Source organism: Armatimonadota bacterium, from assembly GCA_013314775.1.
Lineage (GTDB): Bacteria > Armatimonadota > Zipacnadia > Zipacnadales > JABUFB01 > JABUFB01.
On the sequence record JABUFB010000010.1, the window covers coordinates 33,813 to 60,759 of the forward strand.

A 26,947-nucleotide genomic window follows, 5' to 3' on the forward strand; every position below is an offset into this window, starting at 1 on the left:
CGCCCGGGAGGTCTGCGCGCCCAGAGCGGCAAATCTGTCCGCCTATCGTCACAGCAGACTGGTGAGGTGGGCCGCATGCAAAAGGACAAGCCCAACGTGTTGCTGATCTGCACGGACCACTGGGGAGACATGTACACCCGCCCGGCGGGACACCCGGTGGTGATGACGCCGACCCTTGACCAACTCGCGCGCAGCGGAGTGCGATACACCCGGGCTTACTCGGCCTGCCCCTCGTGCATCCCGGCGCGCAAGAGCCTGATGACCGGCATGACCGCACGCATGCACGGCGACCGGGTCTACACCGACGGTGAAGAATGGCCGCGGGTGCCCACCCTCGCCCAGTGCTTCCGCGATGCAGGCTACCAGGCATACTGCGTGGGGAAGATGCACGTCTGGCCGCAACGCGACCGCCTGGGATTCGACGATGTGCTGCTCGAGGAACAGGGGCGCCACCAGCACCGGGCGATCCCGGACGGAGTCGCGGATGACTGGGAGCTCTTCCTCGCGGACCAGGGTTTCGGCGGCCAGGAGTATGCGGGTGGAATGACACAGAACGATTTTGTGGCCCGGCCCTGGCATCTGCCCGAGTACACCCACCCCATCAACTGGGCAGCGCGCGAGATGTGTCGCACCATTCGCAGGCGGGACCCACGCAAGCCCGGGTTCTGGTACCTGTCCTTCTCGGCCCCGCACCCGCCGCTATGGCCACTGCGGGACTACCTGGACCTGTATGATGACGCACAGATCGACCTTCCAGTGGTAGGCGACTGGGCGCAGCGTTTCGAGGACCTGCCCCTGCACATGCAGGAACGCACGTACCCCACGGGATTGCACACAGCGACGGAACACGAGGTGCGGCTGGCCCGGAAGGCGTACTACGCCACCCTCACCCACATTGATCACCAGATTCGCGTGGTCATCGGCTACCTGCGCGAGGCCGGACTGCTCGACGACACCATCATCGCATTCACTTCGGACCACGGCCACATGCTCGGCGACCACAACATGTGGGCGATGACGCCGTTCTATGAGCCGTCGGCGCACATCCCCATGATCCTCGTCCCCGCACGGGGCGACGATCGCATTCAGCCGGCAACCGAAGACGACCGCTTCGTGGAGTTCGGCGACCTCATGCCGACGTTGCTTGAGATGGCGGGCATTCCGATCCCTGGACAGGTCAACCAGCTTTCGATGATCGGAAAGACGAAGCGTGAGTACATCTACGGCGAGCATGGAGAGGGTTACGCGGCGCAGAGGATGATCCGGCGCGGCAAGTACAAGCTTGTCTACGCAGCGGCTGGGAACAAAGTCCAGCTCTTCGACATTGAGAACGATCCGCGCGAGACCCGCAACCTCTCCGAGGATCCCCGTTACTCGGACGAACGCGAGGCGCTGCTTCAATTGATCGTTGCCAACAGTCATGGCAATGATGACGAGTGGATCAGAGACGGGAGGGTGGTCGGTCTCCCGCACAGGCCCTTCGTGCCGGGAGACATCCGCCACATCCAGGGCCAGCGCGGGCTGCGGTTCATGTGAGAAGCACGGGGCAGGCCCCGGAGAGCCTGCCCCATCGAGACGCTGTGACGAGTTCCGGTCTTGTTCAGCACCAATGTCCCTCGTGCAAGTCATACCCCCGTCGCGGAAAAGGAGACGGTGTCGTTCAGCCTGATGAACGTTTTGGTGGCGGTTCCGGCGCAGTTCACGAGTCTAACCGCGGGGTTCGCTAGATTGCTGATGCCGCCGTTGGTTCGAAACAGCCCCCGGCGCTGCATGCAGGGAAAAGACGGGAGGACGAGGAATTGGGCGCTTTGTACCCTCAGCGCGTGGACGCGGAGCGTCGGGGTTGACGGCCGGGACCGGTCACCCACGGAGGCACGGTATTGCAGACGGACCACAGACCCGAGGAATGCAGGGCAAAGCAGCTCTCTCCGTTGTTGACCGGGTTGCTGGTCGCAGGCGTCGTCATCGCCCTCGCAGTGGCTGTTGATCGTCTCCTCACGGCCGGCACCTACTACGATGAGGGCGGGTACCTGTACGAGGGTTGGCTGGCTTGCGCGAAGGGCATTGCGCCCTATCGGGATTTCTGGGCGAAAGTGCCCCCGCTGGCGTATTACTGGTACGGCTGGGTGCAGGCGCTGTTTGGGCCCGGGCTGGTTGAGGGCCGCTGGCAGTCCTTGATCTCCTCCACAATCGCCGTGGGCCTGGGAGCGGTAGCGGCCCGCAGGCTCGGCGGCGCGGCGGCGGCGGTTCTTCTCATCTGGCTGGTTGCGGGTAGTGACCGCGGGCTCACCCGCCACGTCATGGCCACCGCCCACGCGCCGGTGGCATTCTTTGCGATGGTCATGGTCTGGGGACTCGTGACCGACAGTCGCGCCGGGCGCTGGATTGCGGCCATTGCGGCGGCAGGCGTGACGCTGGTTCGCCAAGACCTGGCCATATTCGCGGTGCTCGGGATGGCCTACGCTGCATGGACTGGACGCACGGCGGCCCAGCGGTGGCTACCGGCGGTCCTGTGTGTCGGCGTGTTCGCGCTGGTGATTCTCCCCTTCGCCATCATGGCGCCGGGCCCGGTACTCAGTTCACTCAGCATGGGGATGCTGGGGACCGCCAAAGAAGCCGGTCCGGCACCCTATGTAGACGGCGACATCTGGACAGTTCCCGCGGTCATGTCTTATGTGCGGATGATGGGTCGGGAATACCTGGCGCTTGCGATCTGGCCGCTGATCCTCGCGGCGTGGTACGTGATTGCCGGCCGCGCCCGGAAAGTCCCGTCGCGGACATTCGCACCATATTTGATGCTGTTGGGGATCGTCCTGATCAATCCCCTGGGCCATGGCCTTGTGGCTTTCCGCAACAGCGGCCCCCTGTTCTACCTGCAGGACATCTATGTCTGGACGCCCCTGCTCGTGCTTGGGGCCGCGAGTTTCGGGCTCCTGTACTCCTGGACGCGCTCACCAGCGGGGAGAACCGCGCTCGCAATGCTGGCAGTCGCGATGGTGCTGGTCCAGTTTGCCCTCACTGCCAGTCTGCGCCTGAATCGTCCGGCCGAGACCGCCCTGCAACTGGCCCACAGAGGCGGAGAGGTCATCGCCGCACATGTGCCCCCGGAAGCTATGGTCTTCACCACCGATGACCCCCACATGTTCCTGGAGGCCGGTCGCGTTATGTTCCCGCCGCTGGCCCATGGGCTCTTTGCCTTCCGCGATACCGAAGACACGGCGCGCGTCGACCCGCGCTTCTTCTACAACATGGAAATCATGCGTCGGTGGTTGCGCGATGAGGCAGATTACGTGGTCTATACCAGCAACTCTGTGAACTGGATGCTGAACTCGGGCAGGTACGACCGCGGCGCGGAGATCTGGCGGGCAATCCAGGAGGAACTGGACGCCGGGTACCGTCTGGAGACCACCGCGGAGGGCACTCTGGGCGGCAAGCTGTTCATCTACCGCCGTGCACCCGACTGAGCGGCGGCACTGCGGACGCGGTTGTAGATGGCTTCATACTTTCGCGCCACCTGCTGCCACGTGAACTGCTCCTCGATGCGCTGTCTCCCCGCGCGGCCCATCTCGTAACGGCGATCCTCATCTGCTGCGAAGAAGCGCAGGGCATCACAGATTCCGTCCACATCTGCCGGCTCCACGAGAATCCCGTCGATCCCGTCACGCACGACCGAAGGGATTCCGCCCTCATTCGCACCAAGGATGGGCAGTCCGCAGGCCATGGCCTCGGCGAACACGATGCCGAAAGACTCGGCCATCGAGGGCAGGGCGAACAGGTCGTACCGGGCGTAGATCGCGGGAAGTTCCTGGTGCTTCACGTGGCCGATGAAATGCACGCGGTCCCCAAGCTCAAGCTGCTGTGCCAGGGCGTGCAGATTCTCCTCGTAAGAGCCGCTGCCGATGATGTCCAGACGCGCGACTTCGGGCGTCCGGGCAACCGCCTCCAGCAGGTGCTGGACGCCTTTGCGCTTGATAAGGCGGCTCACGCAGACCACCCGCAGGCCGTCTTCGGCGCGGGTTGGCGGTCTGCCCGGCGGACTGAACACGCTGATATCGACTGCGTTCCCGATGATGTCCATGGGCATATCGAGGAAGCGGACGGCAAGCTCCTTCAGCGCCGGGCTGTTGGTCACGACCGCGCCCGCCTGCTGCCAAACCCTTCGGGTGATGGGGGCGCAGAGGCGGTGCAGCAGTTGCCCGTCGCGTCCCGGATCATACCCGGGGACATCCGATCCGCGCAACGAGACCACGTAGGGAATGCGGGCACGCTTCCACAGGTCCAGGGAGAGTACTCCGGTGGGCAGGCTGAAGAATGAGTGCGTGAGGTCGTACTGACGCTCGGATGCCAGTCGTCTCACCACGGGCAGGGCCCGGCAGATGTACTGCGCCGCAGCCTTCAGCCCGCAAGAGTGGATGCCCTTGCGAGTGGTGGGCACCGAGAAGACTTCGACACCGTCGGGCCGTTCAGGCAGAATGTCGCCCCAGTGGGCCGTGACCACGTCCACCGTCCAGCCCATGCTTACCAGCTCGCGGGTGATGTAGTAGGTGGCGTGTCCTGCGCCCCCGCCGAGAGGCGGGAACTCGTAGTTGAGCACGAGGACCCGACCCGGGCTGAATGTGCCGACCCCTGTGGATCGGCGGTCACCCGGCTCTGTCGTCTGTTTCGGGGCTGCGGTCACGATTTGTGCCACCCGACGAATTGCACTGCCCCACCGAGCAGGTTGATGACAGTCCCCACCGCCCGGCGCCCCAGCGCAAACGCAAGAGCGTCGGCCTGGGACACTCCCGCCCAGCCGAGAATGACGACAAAACCGCCCTCAACGACCCCGAGCCCGCCAATGGTGGTGGGGATCGCCGCGAAGACGGTCATGATGATGTTGGTCGATACCCCGTCGCTTACCGTCACATCTGCACCGAGCGCCCGGCACCAGGCCCACATTCCCACGCCGCCGACGAGAATCCCTGTCCAGGAAATACACACCGCCGCGATCAGGAGCATTGGCTGCTTGCGGTACAGCATGACCTGACTCGCGGCGCGCACCGCGCTCTCCCGCGCCCTGTCCAGCCACCGGGCCGGCAACGCACCCGGAACGCCGATCACCGGAGATTGGCGGGTCGCGAGCCAGGCGAAAAAAAGCAGCCCCGTCACGCCCATCGCAGTCACAGTCAGCAGTGAAGTGCGAATCGCTCCCTGTTGACCGGCGGTCAGGGGCACCAGCCCCATGGTGGCGATCGCGACGACGCCGGCCAGACGATCCACAAAAACGCAAGCGGTCAAGTCGGCCTTCCGGACCCCGTGGCGCTGTGCGGGGAGGACGACACGGGCAGCATCGAGACCCAGCGTGGAGATGGCGATCATGCCGTAGAAATAGCCGACCATCGCGACGGAAAGACTGTACAGCAGGCTCTGGCGCACCCCGATGGGCCGCAAGAGCAGGTGCCAGCGAGTGGCGAATACCACCCGGTCCAGCAACATGCAGGCCGTGCCGATGACTACCCAGAGTGGATCAAGACGCTGTAGCGCTGCCAGCGCCTCGGCTGCCGGGAAGCGCAGCAGCACCGCCGCGAACACCAGTAGGGTGAGTGCGGCCTTGGCCGCCTTCGGCCAGTTGACCTGCGTTCGCACACGGGGAACGTCTGTCTCGTTCAAGACTCCTCTGCCCTGCTATCACCGGCCCAGATTGCGGGGGCCTGCAGTTTGGAGATCACGAACCGATGTTTGCCTGACGGCATGGGCGGTATCTCGCTTTCGAGAACTTCGAAGGTAACCCGGAACCCCGGGTCAAGCCGCCTGTGGATGCGCTCGAGCGCCTTGGCCTTGATTGCTTCCGGATCCGCCCCTGCGCAAGGCACGAAACGCACCGTAATGTCCTCGAGCGTCTCCTGTACCACCTGGAACGCGGCAGCCCCGCCGGCAACCTGCATTACCCCGGAGAACGCCGTGCTGAATATGATCTTCCCGCCGGGAGACCGGACGAACTCGCCGGTGCGACCCGTCACTTCCTTCAGCCGCGGCCCCTGCCAGCCGCAGGCGCAGGGCCCATCGGCCCACGACGCAATGTCGCCCACTCGGTAACGAATGAAGGGCATGGCATAGTTGTTCAGCCCGGTCAGCAGCACATCCCCGGGCTGGCCGGGAGGGCATGGCTCGCCCTTCTCATCCACGATCTCCACGATGCACGCCAGCGGAGAGACGTGTAGCCCGTCCTTCTCGCGGCATTCGTGGGCGACCATCCCCACCTCATGGCACCCGTAACGGTTGAACACCGGGCAACCGAGCACATTTTCGCACAACTCGCGCTCTTCGGGCATGAGCGGCTCGCCGGTGACCTGTGCTCCGCGCGGATTGGGCCGCGCCAGCCCGGTCTCACGCAGGAACTGGGAGTATAGCGTGAGTGACCGGGGGAAAGCGAACAACAGCGTCGGGTCATGCTTCAGCAAACGCTCGTGTCCCGAGAACAGCTCTTCGCGGGTGATTCCGTGGAAGTCCAGGAGGATTGCGTTCCGCAGGAGGCGGTCCCGCACCCGCGCTTTGCGGTTGTCGGAGACCTCGGTGGAGAGCCTTGACCCGGTGAGGACCGCTACCGGCTCGCCGATCCGATACCCGCAGAGCTCATAGTGCCACGACTTGATGCCCCAATTGGTGCGCACATGGTTCGAGTCGATATACATGATGACCGGCTGGCCGGTCGAGCCGGCGGTTGTCTCACGCTTCACGGGCAGAAACGGCGGCTGCGAGGAGCGCATCTCTTCCAGGTTCGCCTGGACGTCTTCCCGGGACATCAACGGCAGGCGGCGCAGGTCTTCGTAATGCTGGAACATCTCCGGCGTGAGCTGCTCCCGCTCCGCGATGGCCCTGTGCCACGGTGCGAACTCGAAGACATGAGCAAGGACGGAGCGCAGGCGCGCCATCGATATGGCCTCGAGTTCCGCGGCGGACAGCGTGCAGCACCGGTTGAGTTCAGCGATGACCCGATGCGTGCCGGTCAGCTGGTAGGAGACAGCCGTGGCCATGCGCAGGCCATACTGGTGCACTCGGCCTGGCAGGGGCCACCTACGCCTGGGTTCCTGATGGCCTGACAAATCTGGCACAGAACTGGCCTCCCGACCGCTAAGTGGGGAAGGGGCGTCCAGGGCGAAGTGCGAAGGCATCTGCTCCCCGGGCCCTACACTCCTCACGCCTGGCGCTATTCCTTCCCCTCAAGCCGCGGACCTCCTCAGACCTTCACCTTTTCGGGCAGACGCTCAGCCTCTCCGCCCGGGCGAAACCGAATGCCTGCGTCAAGCGATTGCGGATTGCTGAACATCGACGGGTATGCTTTCGTCCGTAACGCATCGAAGTCCCGGGTGGGGGCAGGGCCGCACATCACAACGGGGATGCACGCGCAAATGATGAGGACCACATTCCTGCCATTTGCTGTGACGCTCTGTTTCCTGTCTTCCCAGGCAATCGACGCCCAGGTCACATACCCTTTCGAACGCAGCGACTGGCCAATTCCGATGACAGAGCTGGACGAACTGGTCCTGGGTGCCCTCCGCGAGCGGGGCATTGAGCCGGCTAACCCCTGCTCGGACGCCGTCTTTATTCGCCGCGTCTACCTGGACGTGATCGGCACCCTCCCCGACGCCCAGGAGGTCCGGGTGTTTCTCGGCGACGGATCGGCCGATAAGCGCCGGCGTCTGATAGAGTCCCTCTTCACCCGCAATGAGTTCGCCGACTACCGTGCGCTGAAGTGGTGTGACATTTTGCGCGTGAAGGCCGAGTTCCCCATCAACTTGTGGCCCAACGCAGTTCAGGCTTACCACCGGTGGATACACGACGCAGTTCGCACCAACATGCCCTACGACCAGTTCGCCCGGGAGCTTCTGACATCCAGCGGCAGCAACTTCCGGGTGCCGCAGGTCAACTTCTACCGGGCAATCCAGGGGCGCGACCCGGAAGCAATCGCCCAGGCCGTCGCGCTGACGTTCATGGGCACTCGGCTGAACACATGGCCCGAGGCCGACCGCGCCAATATGCAGGCCTTCTTCTCCAGAATCGCTTACAAGAAAACCGCGGAGTGGAAAGAGGAGATCATCCAGCCTGACCCGGAGAAGACCGGCGCCTTCAACGCCACGCTCCCGGACGGCACGCGGGTCACCATCGCCGAAGGTCAAGATCCGCGCGTGGTGTTCGCCGACTGGCTCCTTGCGCCGGATAATGAATGGTTCGCGCGAGCGGTGGTGAACCGCGTCTGGTCGTGGTTCATGGGGCGCGGCATCATCCACGAACCAGACGACATCCGCCCGGACAACCCCGCGGTCAACCCACAGCTTCTGGCATACCTGGAGAAAGAGTTGGCCGCATCAGGGTACGACCTGCGCCATCTGTACCGAATCATCCTCAATTCGCGCACTTACCAGCAATCCTGCATCAGCCGCAGCGATGACCCGGACGCGGAGAATCTGTTCGCGTGCTATCCGGTGCGGCGGCTTGATGCGGAGGTGCTGGTTGACGCCCTCTGCAAACTGGGTGGAGACCGCGAAAGCTACTCCAGCCCGATCCCCGAACCTTTCACGTACATCCCGGAGGAGCAGCGGACCATCGCCCTGGCCGACGGCAGCATCACCAGCCAGTTTCTGGAGATGTTCGGGCGGCCCGCGCGAGACACCGGGCTGGAATCCGAGCGCAACAACGAGCCGTCCGACGCCCAGCGCCTACACCTGCTCAACTCTACCGACATCCACCAGAAGGTGACCCGCAGTCCGGTGCTGACGGCGATCCTCATGCAGTCGCGGTGGAACAGGTCGGCAGTTGTTGACGGCATCTACCTGGCGGTCCTGTCGCGCCATCCGACGCCGACCGAAATGTCCGCGGCGAGTCGGAGGTTTGAGGCACAGGGAATCAACATGCGGCAAGCCGCAGAGGACATCTTCTGGGCGCTCATCAACACCACGGAGTTCCTCTACCGACACTGATGGCCGGTTCCCGGGTCGGCCGCGAGGCAGCCGGCACGAGACAGAACGCGGGAGAGCCAACATGACCAGGAACCTTTCTAAAGGCGCGATCAGCCGGCGGGAGATGCTCAAACTCGGAGCACTGGGAGCGGCCGGCCTTGCTCTGGGCGGGCCGCGGAGGGCCTGGGCGCAAGACGGGGCAACTCCAGCGAAGGCCAAGTCGATCATCCAGATCTGGATGTGGGGCGGTCCGTCGCACCTGGATACATTCGACCCCAAGCCTTCCGCGGGTTATGAGTACTGCGGTTCTCTCGCGAAGGCGATCCCCACAAACGTGGATGGGATCCAGATCGGGGAGTCCCTGCCGCTGCTTGCCCAGCAGGCGGACAAGTACGCCATCATCCGCAGCATGACCCACGGAATAAACGCCCACGAGACCGCCTCGTATGTCATGCAGACGGGCCGCGAGCCCGGTGGTGGGCTGGTCTTCCCCTGCTTGGGAGCGGTGGTCTCGCTCATGAAGGGCTACGACCACGGCTACAAGGGGCTGATCCCGCCGTACATTGTGCTCACCGAACCTCAGGGCCGATTCTCTGAGGCGGGCTTTCTCGGGCCAATCTACAAGCCCTTTGCCACCGGGGGAGACCCCAACCAGAAGCGTTTCGAGGTGGCCGGTGTTATTGCGGCCGGCGTCAGTGACGAACGGCAGAAGGACCGACGCGAGCTGCTGCATACCCTCGACACTCTCGGTAAGGCGATGCCCGCCGATCCGCGTTTCGCCAAGCTCCAACAGTGCGAGGAGAAGGCCTATGACCTGATTCTCGGTGACGCCGGGAAGGTCTTCGACCTGTCCACCGAGACTGACGAATTGCGCGACCGCTACGGTCGGAATACCTTCGGGCAGTCGTGTCTCGCCGCGCGCCGGTTGGTGGAGCTCGGGGTGCCCTACGTGACAATCAACTACAAGGGCTGGGACACCCACAAGCAGCATTTCGAGATCATGCGCCGGAAGCTCCCGGAGATGGATCGGGGAATGGCCACGCTCCTGCAGGACCTTGCAGACCGGGGCCTGCTGGACAGCACCATCGTGTGGTGGGGGGGCGAATTTGGCCGCACCCCGAGGGTGCAGTGGGAAGCACCCTGGAACGGAGGCCGAGGACACTACGGCGCCTGCTTCAGCGTTGTGGTTGCGGGCGGAGGGTTCAAAGGGGGGCAGGTTGTTGGCGCTTCGGATGCCACCGGCGAGCACGTCGCCGAGCGTCCTGTCTACCCGCAGGACCTCCTGGGCAGCATATATCAGCTTATGGGGATCGACCCGGACGGACCGCTGCCGAACCCACGCGGACTGGCCCTGCCCTTGACCCTCCCTTCGAAGGGCAAGGGACGGCTGACTGAGATCATGTGACGATGGGGGCAGTACAATGCAACGCTTCAGACCTGTGATCCTCGGCGCGATGGCGCTTTTCGCAGCGCACGCCTGGGGCCAGCCCCCCGGAGGCCCCCCGGGCATCGGATACCTCTACCCCGCTGGTGCGCAGCAAGGGACTACCGTGCGCGTCACCGCCGGCGGCCAGAACCTGCGCGGCGCAAGCAGCGTCATTGTGGTCGGCACCGGGGTGAGAGTGTCTGTGGTGGAGTACGTCCGGGCACTGAACAACGGCCAGCTGGGCGACATCGCCAAGCATATCCGGGCGTTGGTGAAGAAACGAATGGCCGAGGCGGGCATCCCCGTTCAGAACCTTCCCCCGCGGCGAGACGGCACAGAAGATAAGCCGGAAGAGGAACTGCCGGAGCTTCCCGACCACCCGCTGCTGCGCGGATTGGAGACCAAGAGCCTCAAGGAGCTGGACGAGCTGCGCAGGAAGCTTTTCGACCCAAAACGCCAGCAGAATGCCCAGATCGCCGATCAGGTCATCATGGACGTCACCGTGGATGCCGATGCTCCTCCCGGTTACCGCGAACTGCGGATCGTTACTGGCGAGGGCCTCACCAACCCGCTGTGGTTCCAGGTCGGCAATGCTCCCGAGGCGCTGGAGCAAGAACCCAATGAACCCGGAGCACCTGCCCAGACGGCGCTTGCGCTGCCGGTCGTACTCAACGGCCAGATCATGCCAGGTGACGTGGACCGCTTCCGGTTCTCAGCCCGGGAAGGGCAGAGACTCGTGATTGAGGCCCAGGCGCGGCGGCTCATCCCCTACCTCGCCGATGCGGTCCCGGGCTGGTTCCAGGCGACATTGGCTCTCTTTGACGCTGCAGGCAGGGAAGTCGCCTTCACTGACGACTACCGTTTCAACCCCGACCCGGTGATCATGTACGAAGTCCCCCGGGACGGAGAATACTGCGTCGAGATCCGCGATTCAATCTACCGCGGGCGCGAGGATTTCGTTTACCGAATTAGCTTGGGTGAACACCCGTTCATCACGTCCATTTTCCCGCTGGGCGCACGCGTGGGGACCCAGACCGTTGTCTCGGCGCAGGGTTGGAACCTCCCGTGGGACAGCGTAGTCCTCGACACCGCGCCGGGCATTGAGACGGTCCGCGTTGGCGCCTGGCAGTGCGGTGGCGGTGTGTCCAATCCGGTCCCTTACCAGGTGAGTGACCTGCCCGAGATCGAGGAGTCGAGTGCCGCGAACGCCAAACCGCCGTGCATCATCAACGGGCGCATCGAAAAGCCCGGCGAACGCGATGCCTTCCGGTTCAACGCGACCAGGGGCGAGACTGTGGTGGTTGAGGTGTACGCGAGACGACTTGGATCGCCCCTCGACTCGCTCCTGCGTATCACCAACAATGCGGGCCATGTGCTCGCGCTCAACGATGATCACGAGGACAAGTCCACCGGCCTGATCACCCATCATGCCGACTCCCGCGTGAGCTTCACGCCAACGGAAGACGGAACCTATTGCGCCGTCCTGGCCGACGCCCAATCCCACGGTGGCTCGGAGTATGGATACCGCCTGCACATCGGGCCGCCGAAGCCAAGATTCTCACTGCGTATCGCTCCTGCCAGCGTGACGATCAACGCTGGAAGATCCGCGCCGGTCTGCGTCTACGCGCTGCGGGAAGACGGTTTTGATGGAGCGATCGACCTGGCGCTGATGGGAGCCCCCCCAGCCCTGACGCTCAGTGGAGGACGCATACCTGCCGGATGTGACAGGGTGCGAATGACCCTGGATGCGGCCTTCGAACTTCAGGGAAGCCAGTTCGTCCTTCAGGTTGCTGGCAGCGCGCAAATCGGCGGCAAAATGATTACCGTGCCTGCAATTCCCAGTCAAGACATGATGCAGGCGTTCGCATACCGTCACCTGGTGCCATCTCAGGCAATGGTCGGGCACGTCAATCCCACGCGCCGGTTCGCGCCTCCCATTGCGCTGGCTGGCGCGGGACCGCTTCGCATTCCCGCTGGGGGCAATGCCGCCGTGCACGTGATCATTCCCGCCGGGCCCGCTCTGCAGAGCATTCAGGTTGACCTCAGCGAACCGCCCGATGGGCTTTCGGTGCAGGAGGTCAAGCGGCGGAACAACGGGCTCGAACTCGTAGTCAGGGCGGATGGCGAGAAGCTGAAGACAGGTACGACAGGCAACCTGATCCTCGAGGCCTTCGCCGAAGTGGAGTTGCAGGCCCCCGGCGGCCAAGGCAAGAAGCAGAAACGCCGCTTTTCTCTGGGCTACCTGCCGGCGGTGCCCTTCGAGGTCACCGGCGGATAGACGCATCGCGAGCAATACCATCCAAGCCAACGAGGCGCCCTCGCCCTCATCCGGGACAGAGGGCGCCGCACACATTGGGGGGCTGGCAGCGGGTTCCGAACCCTACCCGGAAACCGTGCCTGCAGCCAATGCGCCACCTGCCGGAGACCGCCGTCCGGCCATCGTTCCCCTCCCATACGAGAAAGCCAACGCTACCCGTCTGCATGCTCTCTCTTTCCATCCAGATTGCGAGAAGTCCCGTTGACTCGGAACCTCATTTGTGCTATATATGTTTTAGACATATAGATGTTCACCAAGAAAATCGGAGGTGGAACCATGAGAAACCGCAATATGTACTACGCAACCGGGTTGCCTGGCTGGTTGAGGTTTGGCTACAGCCCCGGGTGGGGCGGCATGCCTCCGTGCGCCCCGTACTTCATGGGGCAGTCAGCAGCTCAGTCGTGGCCTGTGCAGATGCCGATGGCAGGCCTGGGCTTCTCGCCGGTGGAAGCAGAGCGCAACATGATCGCGATGCAGCTCGAGGCCATCGCGGATCAACTGGCCTTCATCGCGGACAGGCTGGATGCACTGGACAAGGTTGAACAGGACGAGTGAGCGATGCGGGGCCGCAACACGACTGGTCCCGAGAGAGGACGGTAAAACCATGAAAATCGCAGTATCAGCCACAGGAGACAATCTGGAAGCAGCGTCAGATCCGCGTTTCGGACGATGCCGTTACTTCGTGCTCGTGGACAGTGACACGCTGCAGTTCGAGGCGCTGGAGAACACGGCGGCGGCGCAGGGGTCGGGCGCGGGAATTGCGGCCGCCCAGATGGTGGCCGACGCAGGCGCGGAAGCAGTCATCGCCGGGAACTACGGCCCCAACGCTTTCACGGCGCTGTCGCAAGGCGGGATTCAGCTGTACTCCTGGTCCGGCGGGTCTGTCCGTCAGGCGATCGACGCCTACAAGGCCGGGCAGCTGGAGCCGGTTGGGGCCGCAACCACGGCGGCGAAGTCCGGCATGGGCGGCGCACCGGGGATCGGGCAGCCCGGCGGCGGTATGGGCATGGGCGGAGGACGTGGCATGGGCGGAGGGCGTGGCATGGGCGGGGGACGTGGCATGGGCGGAGGCATGGGCGGAGGCATGGGCCGCGGCGGCGCGGGTGGAGGCGGACGCAGGCGGTTCTCCTCACCCGGTGAAGAGCCCGCTGGAATAGACGCTCTGCGCAACACTGTTCGGACGCTACAGGAGCAGGTCTCCGAACTGAGCCGGCGGCTGCCCGGCCGCTCGAACAACTGAACAACACAAACTCCCGCTGCCAACCGCAACGGGAATGCAATCATGAAAGAACGGAGGTGCGTAACAATGCCAGGATTCGATGGCACTGGACCGCGTGGAATGGGACCGATGACCGGTGGCGGCCGGGGTTTCTGTACCGGTTATGCCCAGTCAATGGGCTATCCCAGGTACCCCGTCTATGGCGGGTACCCGATCGCGCCCGGTATGATGCCCAACACCATGCTTCCGAACCCATATCTCCGCCGCGGATTGGGCCTTGGGCCCTGCGGGATGGGCATGGCCTGGGGCCGCGGCCGCGGTATGGGTCGCGGGCGCTGGTAGCAGCGATCCCTTGCATGGGGTGAACTGAAGACGCTGGAGTAGGCGGGGCGCTCGCGGGTAAAACGAGCGCCCCTTCTTCTTCTGTTCGCGCAACCATCGGCCGGTGGCGCAGCAGGCGAGACGCCTGCTCCACGCGGAGGCCTAAGGTCCCCGGATCGCTCACCGGCTCCAGCGCTCGTGGGGCTCCGGCAACTGGGGGAACGCCGCGTGCGGCAGCGTCTGGTACCAGTAGGCGGTGGAGCAAATGTCATCCGTAAGTGGCTGGAACTTTCCGTTGGGCCACCAACCCAGCTCTTGTATGGTCACCTTGAGGTCCTGATCAAATCGGATGGGGTCCATGACGTGCCAGCGGTACAGGCCGTGTTTGGGCACTCGCGTGTCCTCACGCTGCCACAGCGGATAGCCCAGGAAGGCTGTCGAAAATGTGTCGCCGAAGCCCCAGGCACCACCGAAGTAGTCTTCAGTGCCGGTGCCGCAGATTGTGGGGTCATCCCCGTCCCCATCCATGTAGAACTTGATCTCGCCCTCGCCCCACCAGCCGTCGGAAAGCTGGGTCCACGCGAGATAGGTCCCCACGTACTGCCCTTTGCCCCTGACGCCATCCAGAATCACGTGCTCCGGGTACTCCCGGGTCCCCATGGAACGCCGCCACTGGGCGTGGAAGTAAGCAATGTCATCGGGCATCGGCGTCTCTGCGTAGGTGATCTGGTAGAAGAACCCGCCAATGTCCTCCCACCGCTGGTTCTCGACGGTGATGCGAGCGCCTGACTTGAAGGGCATCGGCCAGTAGCTGTTGAAGCCGCCGCTGGGGTTGACTGCGATGGGCAGCGAGTTGATCTTCACCCGCAGGCTGTGGCCACAGCAGAACAGATCACCCAGGGGCACTTCCACCGAAGGCGTGTCGTCTCCGTCCCAGTACATCCGCAGGACGCAGTCCCGGTAAGCCTTCTCGGTGACCGTGATCCAGATATGCTGGATAATCCCAGAGCCTTTGATGTCCGCTAACGTGGCGGTCTCCCCCGCTTTCACAGTGATGCAGGGCCGCACTTTCCAGCCTTTGCCGAGCCAGCCGGCCGGGCCTTCACCGGGCGGCGGGACCTCCCGCGCACCGGCTCCGGGCGAGCCATCAGGGTTCTCCGCGCAAATTGACCGCGTCTTCGCATCCGACAGTTGCCACACTCCGCCAAGACCGAACTGAAAGCTGTGGGGGTTCATAGCTTGTCTCCTTCTACAGGTATTCGCTCGCGAGCCGTAGCTCAATTCTCCGGGACGGTCGCGTCACCTTCAGGTTCTCCGACCTGAGCTGAGCGATAGATCGTCTCCAGTGCATTCCACGCGCCATCACCTTTGCATACCAGGTAGACCGGCTCGCGAGACAAGGGCAGTTTCAGCCTCCCGTCGGTCTTTTCGACGGGCGCCTCGTTGCCCATGAAATCCACGACGGTCAGGCGTCCGGCAAGATCTTCGGACAAGTCCAGGGCAAGAGCCGTCCGCTGGTCATGCCGCGGGAACTCCGCATACTGCACCGCCGTGGCGGAGTCGTCGCCCTCGAAGAAGAAGACCCGCATGGCGTTGCGGTCCAGGCGGGACACGTAGCGCTTGCCGTCAATAACCAGCGCGAGCGCCGCATGGGCGGCGGCAATGGGTTTGTACATCCGTCCTTCATCCCACATGCCGTTGTTCACGGGGCGAATGCCTTCCGTACGCGGCTTGTCGAAGGCCCTGAATCGCCACGGATCCGCCTGGTCGTAGTAGAAAATCCGGTCGATGCCGTTGGCGAGGTTCTCCATGTACGTCCGCACCAGTTCATGGCAGGCATTGCGATAGTGGTACCGCGCATCGCTGTCCAGATAGTCGGCGCGCAGCTGGTCCAGGAAGCTGGTGCTGGGCACGGACTCCTCGGAATTCCAGACGGGCCCGGTGACACCGTACTCGCGTAGAAGTGCGCGGATTTTGGGCATGATCTCCCGCGCATAGTCGGGTTCGAGGTAATGAATGGAGAAACCGTCCATGAACCTGCCGCCACCGGCTTCCAGCATCGCCCGCATCCAGTCCATGGACCGCGGGTGCACCCCGCCGCCTCCCAGTATCATGCAGGTCGGGTCCGCCCCCTTCGCCTCGCGGTGCGCGATCTCAATGAGCTTGGCATACTCCTGAGGCGTGCCGCGCCAGAAGCCGCTGTAATGCGGCTCGTTCCAGACCTCCCAGACATGGATGCTCCCCTTGTAGCGGTTCACCGTCTCCCGCACATACCGGGCGAACTGGTCCCAGTCTTTCGGCGGGCTTGCGATGCGCCGGCCTGTATCACCGGGCGGGGCCGAAGAGGCCCAATCGGGAACATACAGGAACTGACCCAGCGTACTGAAACCGAGGCGGTCCACCAGCGCCTGGGCCTCATCCCCCCAGATCCACTCTTCCGGCCCGTTGGGCTGGATCCGCGTCCACCACGTCCACTGCATCATATTGTGACAGCGCGCCCACTGGATGCCGATCTTCCGGCCCGCCTGCAGGTGCCATTCGAGATTGATGCCATCCATGTGCCCGCCGAAGATGGAGTCTGGATTTCGTGGGCGGTCATACAATTCTCGCGGAACCACGGTGAAGCTGCCGACATCCTCCACCCAGTTCATGGTTCGCGCGCTCACACCCGCATCCAGCGCCACCTTGAAGCAGCCCCGCCGGGTGACGCAAGCCCTCAACTCCAGTTCTCGTGATGCGCCCGGCGCAAGTGTAACCTCCTTTCCCTCCTGAGCGACCTCCCGGCCGCGCACGTCGATCACGCGCCAGCGCAGGGAGAGGTCACGCTGTTCATCCGACGGATTGCGCACGGTCACGGTAAAGCCCGGGGACTCTGCCTCGAAGTACACGTTGTCGGGGGAATCTCCGCGCACTCGCACGACCTCAATCAGTCCCGGATCGCAGCGCTGCGGAAGACTGTCCATGCGCCACTGGGTGGTGTCCAGCTCGTCGCTGAGCGAAATGCCCTGCCAGGCAAGTTGAGTCCCCCAGCCGCTCACCAGGCTGAACTCACCGCCGGGAGCGACCGGGTCGGGGTCCGCAAAGTCTATGAGTTGCTTATCATCCAGGAAGCCCATGACCCGGTTGCCGTGGATCACCAGGCGCATCTCAAACTGCTGGGTATTTCGCACGTACTCCAGCGGGCCGGGCGTCTTCGCAACGGTCTGCCACTCCTTGCCGACCAGCCGCATCAGTGCGAGATGGACGAACTGGCGATTGATCTCCAGACGATAAACTCCGCGCGCGACCAGCCCTGCCCAGTGGCAATTCTGAGCGCCGCGGACTGTGGCGCGGAAGGTGCAGTCTCCGTCGTGGGTTGCATCAAGGCGGATGACGGGGTTTGACCTGTCACTGCGTACTTCCAGCCAACCGTCGCGCACGGTGAACTGGCCGGACTCGAGTTTCAGGCCGGGCACACTCCAGGAGCCGTCAGGGACGGCTTCCAGGTTGCTGCGATAGAGATCACGCGCGAGACAGGATGACGCAAGCGCGAACATACCGAAGACGGGGAGAAGCATCAATCGCGACGGCATTCACGGCCTCCAGAAACAGGGTCAAGGTAGTCGCTTGGTGCCAGCGACCGGCAACAGACGTCGCTCTCAGGTGACCACAGACCGCGTCCGGCAGGACGCCCGGCCGCAGGCCCAAAGCCCCCGGGTTTCAACCCGGGGCACGGACTCGCGCCTACTCAACTGCCTCCAGCGGCCACAGGCGGTAAAGCAAGACCTGCAGATCGCCCGGGAATGGCTGCCCATCGGGGAGCGCAAGCTCCACTCGATTCTCTCCCGGTGCAAGACGCAGGGCCGCTGTATCCAGGGCCACTTTCTCGCCGGGTACCATGCCTCCGGGCCAGAGCGTCGCTCCGTCCGGGCCTGCTACCGTGAATGCCTGTCCCTGGTTCAGACTGATCGGAAGCCTCACTTCGCGGCCGTTCACTCGCAGTACTGGGTTCACAAGGCCACCCGGTTCGGTAAGTTCTGGCAGACCGCGAAGCTCGTCGAACATCACACTCGCTGACGAGTTGGGCGACAGGTTGTTGAAATACAGCACCAGGTATTCTACCTTCGTCAGGTCGAATGGCCCGGTTTTCGGCAGTTCGAAGACAAGCACTCGCCAGCCTTTGAAGTTGACCACCGGCGTGAAGTCCAGATTGCGGCCGGCGCTGTCGCGGAACTGTATGCGCAAGATCTCCTGGTTTGCGTCGCCGTTCACCCATAGCCCGATGCCCTCGAAGCCGGACAGGTCAACGGGCGCCTGGAAACGCTTGCCGATGCCGCCCCAGCCGCCGGGGCCGCCGGAGTTCGTGGCATCATACTTCAGGGAGGCGGAGCCCTGTCGCGCATCGGGCACTACCTCGAAGGACTGGGCCACATCAGCGCGCACCGGACCGTTCTCCGTGAGCTTCTTCTCCCCGCCCTGCACGAACTTCTCGAAATCGTTCCACTCGCTCATCCTGAAAGGTGCGGCGTCGTCGAAGGCCTCGATCGTCACCGCATTCTCATGCTGGTAGTCCTGGCCCGTGCCGCGCGGACGCACGCCCAGGACCAGCTCGACGCCCAGGTCGCAGGGCGTGTCCAGATCGTTCCTGATGGTCCAGACATTGCCCACCCCGTCGAGCAGGTCGAGAAGCCGCGGCTCCTCGTACGCTGCACGGTAGAGCGTCCAGTCTCCATCGCCTTCGCCGAAAAGCCGGAAGTCCTTCTTGGGCTCCCGGAGCTTCGCCCGAATTGCTTCGCCGAAATGCTTCTCAGCCCGACAGCGCTCCCAGCGGCCGATGGTCTCCCACAACTGGCGCGTCTGCGTCAGTCGGTCCATGGCCTCGCGCGAAGTCTCCACAGAAATAGAGCCATCCACACCGAGGGCTTTCGCGCAGACATACTCGATCTGGTCCGGCCGGCAGTCTCTGAACCAGTAGTACCAGCCGATGTCCGCCTTGGTGAGATTGCTCTCCATACCCAGAATGGCCGGCCACCGGTCATCCAGGTAGCCCTTGATGTCCCCGTGGCCGTCTGCCGAGGCGCTCCGCGGCACGATATGCCAGGTGAAGTTGCTGCCCGTCCCGTTGCTGGTCTGGTAGAGGACGTCGCGCCCGAAACCGTCCCAATACCCCTTGTGCAGCTTATTCAGGTAGTACCAGCGGTCGAGGTATGGCTCGATGATCCCGTCGCTGGCGTCGAAGTAAACGAAGTCAAGGTTGCACTCATTGAAAACCCTGGCGAAGTTGCCGGTCATTTCCTCCACGAGAGTGCTGTCGGGGTCCACCAGGAAAAAGCCCCACATGGACAGCAGCCCCTTGACCTCGGCTCCCGCGGGGTGACTGGACGCTTTCGTCCCGAATGCCCCGCGCCGACAGTTGAGCATCCGGTAGGGTGCCCCCGGTTCCACCTGATCAGTGTACTGGATGATCTCATCGCCGATTTGGATGCAAGAGCCGGGGAAGGCTATGCTCCTCGGGCCATTCGGCGGCAGTGGCGGAGCTTCAGCAAGCGCGATCGTGGTCGCTGTCTCATCCAGCGCCTCCGCCAGTGGCGGGCACTTCACCGAAGCCAGGCGCGGATCCGGGACCGGCGTGATGTACGGGTCGCCGGGGCTGATGGACGGACCGAATACATGCACGCCGGCATCCAGACCAGCGGCGTGAATCCGGCGAACCGCTTCCTTCACGTCTTCCAATCCCCGCGGGAAGTTCTTCGTGTTCGTGTCAAAATGCCCATGATTGGCGAGCCACGAGTCTTTCAGGAAGATGATGGTGCCGAATCCGCCGACTTTCGCGTATTCGATGAGCGTGTCGATGTCATCCATCACCACACCCGTTGCGAAAAGATACGACTTGCGGGCGGCATCCGAGACCCGGTTCCATTGGCCGTCCAGCATCGGACAGGGCAGGCCATTCTCACGCTGGGCTTCCATGATCGCTTCGAAGAACGCCTCGCGCGGCGCGGCGGCAAGCGCGAAGGAGGTACCGACCATCCCGTGTTCCCGCGTGCAGATCGAGCGCGGCGCGAAGACCTGAGAACTGCGGGCCTGGGGCTGGTTGAAGGTGTTCACAGTTGTGCCGAACATGCAGGCCCCGAAGCGGTCGTCGAAGGTGCCGTTCAGGGCGAATCCGGTCTTCTCAAGGCGTCTCAGCGGGAACTGAATCTCGAACTGTGAGACGCTCTCCGGCTCAATGGAGACGAGAGTGAACAGCAGGTGGTGACCGCGGACCGAAACGTCCACACTCGCCCTGATGTCCGGATCGATGAAGCCGATCTCCAGCCTGTTGCCCTGAGCGCGCACGGTCCGGGCGGGGATCGTCGCTCCGCTGCGGACTACCTGGAAGACCGGCACCGGGAGGGCCCCGGCATACTGCTCGCCCGACGCAAGATCGGTGAACTCCTTGAGCAGACAGTTGGGGGTGAAGCTCAGCCGGAAGGTCTTCGTCTCGAAGGTCACGTCCGCGCCACCCTGCTCACCTTCCGGCAAGTCAATCGGTTCCACGGACACATCATCCACCTCCACCCAGTGACCGGGCGACGGGTAGATTGCCAGCGCCGAACGCAGATAGCCGTCTCCCGCAGGCATGTACAGGGCGCTGAACTGCCGCCAGCCTCCGGTCGCTTCGCCGGCCATAATGGTCTGGCCGCCGATTGGCGCGTTCTGATAGTACTCGTAGAAATGGACGTTGAAAGGCCCGCCGCGCGCCCAGAGCGTAACCCGGTACCATTTCTCGGCCGCCAGGCCTTGCAGCATGCTGTACAGGTGCGCGGTGCCTTTTTCGGGCGAGGTCAAGCGCACGAAAGACGCGCCGCCATGGGCGCCCTCCGTGCCGATCTCGAAGTGCCCGGTGTACGCGCTGTTCAGCGTCCAATTCTCGGGCAGACGGGGCGGATCGGCAAGCGTCCAGCCGCTGGCCTTGCCCTCCGCATCCAGACCGATGGGGTATAGCTTCTCGAACCCGCCATTGACTACGAGATTCTGCGCTGGAGTGGCTGAAGCAAAGGCGAGCAACAACAGAACGTTGGGAAGGCGAAGCGCGCTCATAGACGGTCCTCCGTGCGGCGATGGATTGCGTTGGCTGGAAGGTTCCCCACGCCCGGCCTTCCGCCCTCCGCTCCCTGGGCCGAGTGAGGCCGGGAGGTCTCGCTCCGTGGACGAGGAACACTTTTGCCGCCCGGGCTTCTTCGGACTGCTCGGCAGACTGTGCGCGAAAGGAGCAAGCCATGCCCGCAACGCCATTCAGGATCGCCGAGGACGCGGTGGACCCCGCCCTCGTCCCAAAGTTCACGGTCTGGACCGGCGCGCAGATACCCGCCATCGGCCTGGGGACCTTCGGCTCCGACCGTTTCTCCGGCGAGCAGATCGCCGAGGCTGTCTTTGGTGCCGCCAGCGTCGGCTACCGGCATTTTGACTGTGCTGCAGTGTACGGCAATGAAGCACTGATAGGCGAAGCGCTTGAGGCCGTCATCAAGGGCGGCGTGCCGCGCGAGGAACTCTGGGTCACCTCCAAACTGTGGAACGACAAGCACGGCGAGGAGGACGTGATCCCGGCTTTCGAGCAGTCACTTGCCGACCTGCGTCTGGACTACCTGGACCTGTATCTGATCCACTGGCCCTTCCCCAACTTCCACCCGCCCGGTTGTGATGTGAGTTCGCGCTCCGCCGATGCGAAACCCTATATCCACGAAAGCTACATGAAGACATGGCGGAAGCTGGAGGAACTCGTGGATCGCGGGCTCGTGAGGCACATCGGCACCTCCAACATGACCGTGCCCAAGTTACGCCTGCTCCTGCGGGATGCGCGCATCAAGCCCGCCTGCAACGAGATGGAACTGCACCCCCATTTCCAACAGCCCGAACTGTTCGAGTACGTAAAGGCCAACGGCATCGTGCCCATCGGCTACTGCCCCATCGGCTCGCCGAATCGTCCGGATCGCGACCGCACACCGGAAGACACCTCGCCCACCGAAGACCCGGTGATTGTCGACATCGCCCAGCAGCACGGTGTGCACCCGGCGGTGATCTGCGTGAAATGGGCCGTCCAGCGCGGGCAGATCCCCATCCCGTTCTCGATCAAGCGCCACCAGTATCTCGCCAGCATCCGGGCGATCTGCGAGGATCCGCTGACGGACCAGGAAATGGCGGCCATCGCGGGCATCGACCGCAACTGCCGGCTGATCAAGGGCCAGGTCTTCCTGTGGAAGGAGGGGCAAGACTGGGAAGACCTCTGGGACCCGGATGGGGAGATCACGCCGCCCTAGCCGGAAGGACTGCCGGCACCTCTGGGGGAAAGTATGGACGAGCCGCTCAGGCCCCGGCCGGAGCGAATTCTTGATTCGCAACGCACTGCATGGAGGAACCAGAACGATGTCTGAGAAGCTCGGATGCGCAATCTGGGGCGCCGGTTGGGTCTCCGGCGAGCACCTGAAGGCCTACGTGAAGCACGCCGACTGCGAAGTCGTTGCCGTTGGTAGCCGCAGAGAGTCCTCGGCGCGCAATGTAGCCGCCGCTGCGGGCCTTGACCCGGATGCAATCAGCGTTTACACGGACTATGACCAGTTGATGGCCGACGATCGGGTGCAGCTTGTGTCCATCTGCACGCCGAATCATCTACACGTTGCCGAGGGCGTCAAGGCGGCTGCCGCAGGCAAACACATGATCATGGAAAAGCCTATGGCCATGAGCGTGGACGGGATCCGCGAGCTCCGCGATGCCGTGCGTGAGAGCGGCGTGAAGAGCCTGGTGAGTTTCGTCCTCCACTGGAACCCGGGCCTGATGAACACCAAGGCGCTGATGGAGGCAGGGGCCATCGGCGATGTGTTCTATGCCGAAGCGGACTACTGGCACGGTGTCAGCGACTGGTACTCGGGCTGGGAGTGGGCGCGGAAGATCGAGACCGGGGGCAGCAGCTTTCTCTTCGGCGGTTGCCATGCGGTGGACGCGATCCGCTGGCTGACCGGGCTGGAGATCGTGGAAGTTGCCGGGTATGCCGGCGGTTGGGACGACCGGTACGAGTACCCGGCTACTGTGGTCGCAGCGGTCAAGTGGAGCAACGGTGCAGTGGGCAAGATCTCCAGTTCCGTGGATTGTGTAATGCCATACCAGTTCAACATTGATATCATGGGTCGGGACGGGTCCATTCGCGGCAATCGCGTGTGGTCAAAGAAACTGCTCCCGGCTGCCAACGGGTGGACCGAAGTGCCCGGCGTGCAGCCCGACAGCGGCGATGTAGAGCATCACCCCTTCGAGGGCGAGATTGACCACATGGTCAATGCCATTCTCACGGACACCCGCCCGTGCCCGGACATCGAGGATGCGGTAAAAACCCACGAGGTCTGCATCGCTGTGGACATGTCCGCGGCCAACGGCGGTGAACCGGTCAGGCTGCCGCTCGTCGGGGATTGAAGGCGCAGATGAGCACACCGAGACTGCGATCAGGGAGCATGATGGTCGGACTGTGTCTGCTCGTGCCGCTGCTTGGGTGGTGCGTTCCCGGTCACTGCTTCAGTCTGGTGGATTTCGACCACGATACAGCAGGCAACAGCATTGTCACGGGCACCCAGATCACGGCCCTGTATGCTCCCTGGGGCCTGAGTTTCGGGAGCGTGGCATCCGGCAACTACGGCGCGCCCGGAACCACGTATGAGGGAGAGAGCATCCTTCCCGGCGGGTACGTGGGCAACAGCGCACATGCCAACCACTGGGTCACTGCGCCCAACGTGGTGAGCTTCCGCTCCTCCATCGGGCGCAACTGGCGCATATTCAGGGACGACTGGGCTTACGGGTACGTGGACTTCCTGAATGCGGGGGTCTGCAATGTCTCCATCGTGGCATCGCTCAACTTCCCCAGCACAGGGCACAATGCCTACGTCGTGGCCTGGTTCGATGACGGCAGCAGCGCGACCGACCTGATGACCGATGGTGAATGGCGCGACACACTCTCCGTCAGCGCCCCCGCCGGCCACTACATCACCCGGTTCGAGTACCACGGGCAGGGCTTTGACAGCCTTCCTGTAGAAACCGGAGCGTATTTTGACAATCTGACTTACCAGACACCAGAACCGGGCAGCCTCGCGCTGGTTGGTGCGGGTCTTGCAGCCCTTGCCCTCATCGCCCGCAGGCACTCAGCCCGCGGCGCAGACACGGGAGCCACAATTAGATGACCCAAGTCGCCCACGACCCGGCACATCTCACCCACGAACGCAACACCCAACTCCTCGAGCGCCTCAAGGCCCGGATGCTCGAAGGCCCGCGCACGCCCACGGGATGGCGGCTGCTCGGTTTCTGTAGAGGCGCACTGGAGAACGAATCGCGACCACTCATCCAGCGCCGAGCAGCCGGCCTCGCGAAAACCCTGGAACTGTACCCCGCCCTGATCGAGGATGACGAGATCATCGTGGGCACTCACCATTTCGGTGAGGAGCCCGGCATTGACGGGTGCATTGACTTTCCGGACATGTACCCGCACCATTTCGCGTCGGCCTTCGACAAGCTGGAAACCGAACTGGCGAAGACCACCCTGTGCGATCGGGCGAAGGCGGAGATCCTCGCCCTGCGCGGCCGCGCTGACCTCTTCTCAATGCCCGGACCGATCCCCCCAAAACCCGAAGAAGTGCGCCTTGCGGAAGAGGCGGGCTGCATCTTCGGCTGGGGCAAATCTCTGAACCACAGCGTGCGGGACTTTGCCAAGGTCCTGCGCGTCGGGTTCGAGGGGATTGAGCGCGAAATCGACGAGCAACTGGCCGGGCTGCGCATTGAAGAGCCCGAAGACCTGGAGCGCGAGGTGTTCCTGCGTGCTGCGAAAACCGTGGCCTGCGCCTGCGCCGGAATCGGCCGCAAGTACGCGCAGAGGGCCCGCGAGCTCGCGACGGCCTGCGACTGCCCGGTGCGCCGCGAGGAGCTCCTGGGCATCGCAGAGGCCTGTGATCAGGTCCCCGCGAAGCCGGCGCGCAATCTCCGAGAGGCCATCCAGGCCCTGTGGTTCGCGCATATCATTACCTGCGCCGAGGACCACATCAACGCCAATTCCATTGGCCGCATCGACCAGATTCTCGGACCTTACTGTCAGGCGGACATTGAGTCCGGGCTGCTGGACGAGACCGGCGCGCTGAACCTGCTCAAGCACCTGTGGCTCAAGCTCTGGCGGGCCTATGATGTCCAGCAGATGCAGGTGGGCGGGCAACTTGCCGACGGTTCGGACGCCACCAACCTGATCAGCCATCTCGCATTGCGGGCCACACGGGAGCTCGGCCTCGTGCGCTGCCTGTCTGTGCGGGTGCATCGGGGGACGCCCGACGCCCTCCTGGATGACGCAGTGGACGTGCTCAGCCGCGGCGGTGGCGTCCCATTCTTCTTCAATGACGAGGCCATCGTGCCCGCGCTTGTGGACAAGGGCATCACCCTCGAAGATGCCCGGAACTACGCCATCATCGGCTGCGTCGAGGTCACGATTCCCGGCCGGGCGTGCCCTCATGCCGTGAGCCACAACACCAACCTCGCCAAGTGCATGGAGCTTGCCCTGCACAATGGCGTCGATGCGCTCACAGGCCTCCAGGTGGGCCCGCGCACCGGCGATCCGGCGGAGTTCACCTGCATCGAGGACCTCTGGGAAGCCTATCGCCTGCAGGCCGAGCACGTGAACCGCGTAGGTGCCTTCATCTCCAACTGCGGCCAACTGGATCAGATCCACACCTGGCCCCAGGTGTACCACTCGATCCTCACCGACGACTGCATCGCCCGCGGGCGCGAGATGAACGCCGGGGGTGCAATCTACAACTACCATTCGGTCTCTGCCATCGGCATCCCAAACGTCGCGGATTCACTCTGGGCCGTAGAGAAACTGGTGTTTCGCGAGGGCGCGCTGACCATGCAGGAACTTGTGGACGCTCTGGATGCCAACTTCGAAGGCTGCGAACCCCTGCGGCTCATGCTGCTCAATCGCGCGGAGAAATACGGGAATGACTGCCCGGAAGTGGACGAATGGGCTGCGCGGGTAGCCGGGCACTATTGCGATCACGTGGGCTCGCTCAGGACGTGGTTCGGCGGCACTTTCCACGCCCATCTGTTCTCGTTTCTGTGGAATGTGAACCCCTGCGGGATGAAAACCGCTGCCCTCCCGGACGGCCGCAAAGCCCACGAGCCACTGGCCTACAGCCTGTCATCCACCGCGGGCCGCGACCGCCAGGGAGTCACCGCATTCTTCAACTCCCTGTCCCGCATTCCCCATGAGAAGGCCGCCGGGAGCAGCTCGGCGATCATCGAACTCGCGCCCTCGTTCTTCGAAGGGGAGGGCCGAGGCAAGTTCATGCAGGTCCTGCGGGCGGCGATCGACGCCGGGGTGGGCCAGATGCAGTTCAACGTGGTCAGCGCCCAACGCCTGCGTCAGGCCCAGGAGGACCCGGAGCATTACGGCAACATCATCGTGCGGGTGTCGGGCTTCAGCCAGGAGTTCCGGCTGGTGGACAAGCCCCTTCAGGACCATATCATCGAGCGCACAAAGCACGAGGGGTGAGGGGGTAGTCAAACACCCCATGCCCTTTGACGAACCGTCATGTGCCGGCCTCGAAAACTCATCGCCAGATGCCGAGGTCGTCGCGCTGGATCTGGACGCAGCTGCCATCGTACACAAAGGGTGCTAACGCACAAAACACCCCGCTCTCTTCGTATGGCTTCCCACAGTCCGGGTCACAGATTCCCGTGACGTTTCCTGC

18 protein-coding genes are annotated in these 26,947 nt (G+C 63.7%); 12 read left to right on the forward strand and 6 right to left on the reverse strand.

Translation table 11 applies throughout. The annotated features are described in order from the left end of the window. Positions 1-75: 75 nt before the first annotated feature. Positions 76-1,536: a sulfatase-like hydrolase/transferase gene (locus HPY44_13255; GenBank protein NSW56972.1), complete on the forward strand. Its 1,461-nt coding sequence runs from the start codon at positions 76-78 to the stop codon at positions 1,534-1,536. 344 nt (positions 1,537-1,880) lie between these two features. Continuing rightward, on the forward strand, positions 1,881-3,464 hold the full coding sequence (locus HPY44_13260) for a hypothetical protein (protein ID NSW56973.1): 1,584 nt from the start codon (positions 1,881-1,883) through the stop codon (positions 3,462-3,464). Here the strand turns inward: HPY44_13260 and HPY44_13265 are convergent. From HPY44_13265 to HPY44_13275, 3 genes are read right to left on the reverse strand one after another with little or no spacing between them, the layout of a single operon-like run. Then, positions 3,443-4,678 (reverse strand): glycosyltransferase family 4 protein, encoded by a 1,236-nt coding sequence (locus tag HPY44_13265; protein NSW56974.1) that lies wholly within the window; start codon positions 4,676-4,678, stop codon positions 3,443-3,445. The genes HPY44_13260 and HPY44_13265 overlap by 22 nt on opposite strands. Continuing rightward, positions 4,675-5,649, reverse strand: coding sequence for a flippase-like domain-containing protein (locus tag HPY44_13270; GenBank protein NSW56975.1), 975 nt, complete (start codon positions 5,647-5,649; stop codon positions 4,675-4,677). Before HPY44_13270 ends, HPY44_13265 begins: the two co-directional genes overlap by 4 nt. Further along, complete coding sequence (locus tag HPY44_13275) at positions 5,646-7,091, reverse strand: phenylacetate--CoA ligase family protein (protein NSW56976.1); 1,446 nt, start codon at positions 7,089-7,091, stop codon at positions 5,646-5,648. Before HPY44_13275 ends, HPY44_13270 begins: the two co-directional genes overlap by 4 nt. Before the next feature lie 297 nt (positions 7,092-7,388). Between HPY44_13275 and HPY44_13280 the strand changes: the two genes are divergently transcribed. The 6 genes from HPY44_13280 (at position 7,389) to HPY44_13305 (ending at position 14,240) form a co-directional block, all read left to right on the forward strand. Further along, positions 7,389-8,957 (forward strand): DUF1553 domain-containing protein, encoded by a 1,569-nt coding sequence (locus HPY44_13280; GenBank protein NSW56977.1) that lies wholly within the window; start codon positions 7,389-7,391, stop codon positions 8,955-8,957. A 61-nt stretch (positions 8,958-9,018) separates the two neighbouring features. Then, positions 9,019-10,341 carry a DUF1501 domain-containing protein gene (locus HPY44_13285; protein NSW56978.1) on the forward strand — a complete coding sequence of 441 codons (1,323 nt, stop codon included), beginning with the start codon at positions 9,019-9,021 and terminating at the stop codon, positions 10,339-10,341. Between the two features lie 16 nt (positions 10,342-10,357). Further along, positions 10,358-12,640: a hypothetical protein gene (locus HPY44_13290; protein ID NSW56979.1), complete on the forward strand. Its 2,283-nt coding sequence runs from the start codon at positions 10,358-10,360 to the stop codon at positions 12,638-12,640. 315 nt (positions 12,641-12,955) lie between these two features. Further along, positions 12,956-13,234 (forward strand): hypothetical protein, encoded by a 279-nt coding sequence (locus HPY44_13295; protein NSW56980.1) that lies wholly within the window; start codon positions 12,956-12,958, stop codon positions 13,232-13,234. Between the two features lie 49 nt (positions 13,235-13,283). Further along, on the forward strand, positions 13,284-13,919 hold the full coding sequence (locus HPY44_13300; GenBank protein NSW56981.1) for a NifB/NifX family molybdenum-iron cluster-binding protein: 636 nt from the start codon (positions 13,284-13,286) through the stop codon (positions 13,917-13,919). A 66-nt stretch (positions 13,920-13,985) separates the two neighbouring features. After that, on the forward strand, positions 13,986-14,240 hold the full coding sequence (locus tag HPY44_13305; GenBank protein NSW56982.1) for a DUF5320 domain-containing protein: 255 nt from the start codon (positions 13,986-13,988) through the stop codon (positions 14,238-14,240). 159 nt (positions 14,241-14,399) lie between these two features. On the opposite strand, the gene HPY44_13310 is transcribed toward HPY44_13305, so the two are convergent. The 3 genes from HPY44_13310 to HPY44_13320 all read right to left on the reverse strand — a co-directional run bounded on the left by HPY44_13310 (position 14,400) and on the right by HPY44_13320 (position 21,281). After that, positions 14,400-15,455: a DUF2961 domain-containing protein gene (locus tag HPY44_13310; GenBank protein NSW56983.1), complete on the reverse strand. Its 1,056-nt coding sequence runs from the start codon at positions 15,453-15,455 to the stop codon at positions 14,400-14,402. 41 nt (positions 15,456-15,496) lie between these two features. Continuing rightward, positions 15,497-17,791 (reverse strand): hypothetical protein, encoded by a 2,295-nt coding sequence (locus HPY44_13315; protein ID NSW56984.1) that lies wholly within the window; start codon positions 17,789-17,791, stop codon positions 15,497-15,499. 151 nt (positions 17,792-17,942) lie between these two features. Continuing rightward, a complete protein-coding gene (locus tag HPY44_13320) occupies positions 17,943-21,281 on the reverse strand; it encodes a hypothetical protein (protein NSW56985.1) in 3,339 nt (1,112 codons plus the stop codon). Positions 21,282-21,460: 179 nt separating this feature from the next. Between HPY44_13320 and HPY44_13325 the strand changes: the two genes are divergently transcribed. The 4 genes from HPY44_13325 (at position 21,461) to HPY44_13340 (ending at position 26,748) form a co-directional block, all read left to right on the forward strand. Next, entirely contained in the window at positions 21,461-22,498 is a 1,038-nt protein-coding gene (locus HPY44_13325; protein NSW56986.1) for an aldo/keto reductase, read from the forward strand. A gap of 106 nt (positions 22,499-22,604) precedes the next feature. Then, positions 22,605-23,642 carry a Gfo/Idh/MocA family oxidoreductase gene (locus HPY44_13330; GenBank protein NSW56987.1) on the forward strand — a complete coding sequence of 346 codons (1,038 nt, stop codon included), beginning with the start codon at positions 22,605-22,607 and terminating at the stop codon, positions 23,640-23,642. 8 nt (positions 23,643-23,650) lie between these two features. After that, positions 23,651-24,400: a PEP-CTERM sorting domain-containing protein gene (locus HPY44_13335; GenBank protein ID NSW56988.1), complete on the forward strand. Its 750-nt coding sequence runs from the start codon at positions 23,651-23,653 to the stop codon at positions 24,398-24,400. Next, positions 24,397-26,748, forward strand: coding sequence for a hypothetical protein (locus HPY44_13340; protein NSW56989.1), 2,352 nt, complete (start codon positions 24,397-24,399; stop codon positions 26,746-26,748). Before HPY44_13335 ends, HPY44_13340 begins: the two co-directional genes overlap by 4 nt. Positions 26,749-26,947: the final 199 nt, after the last annotated feature.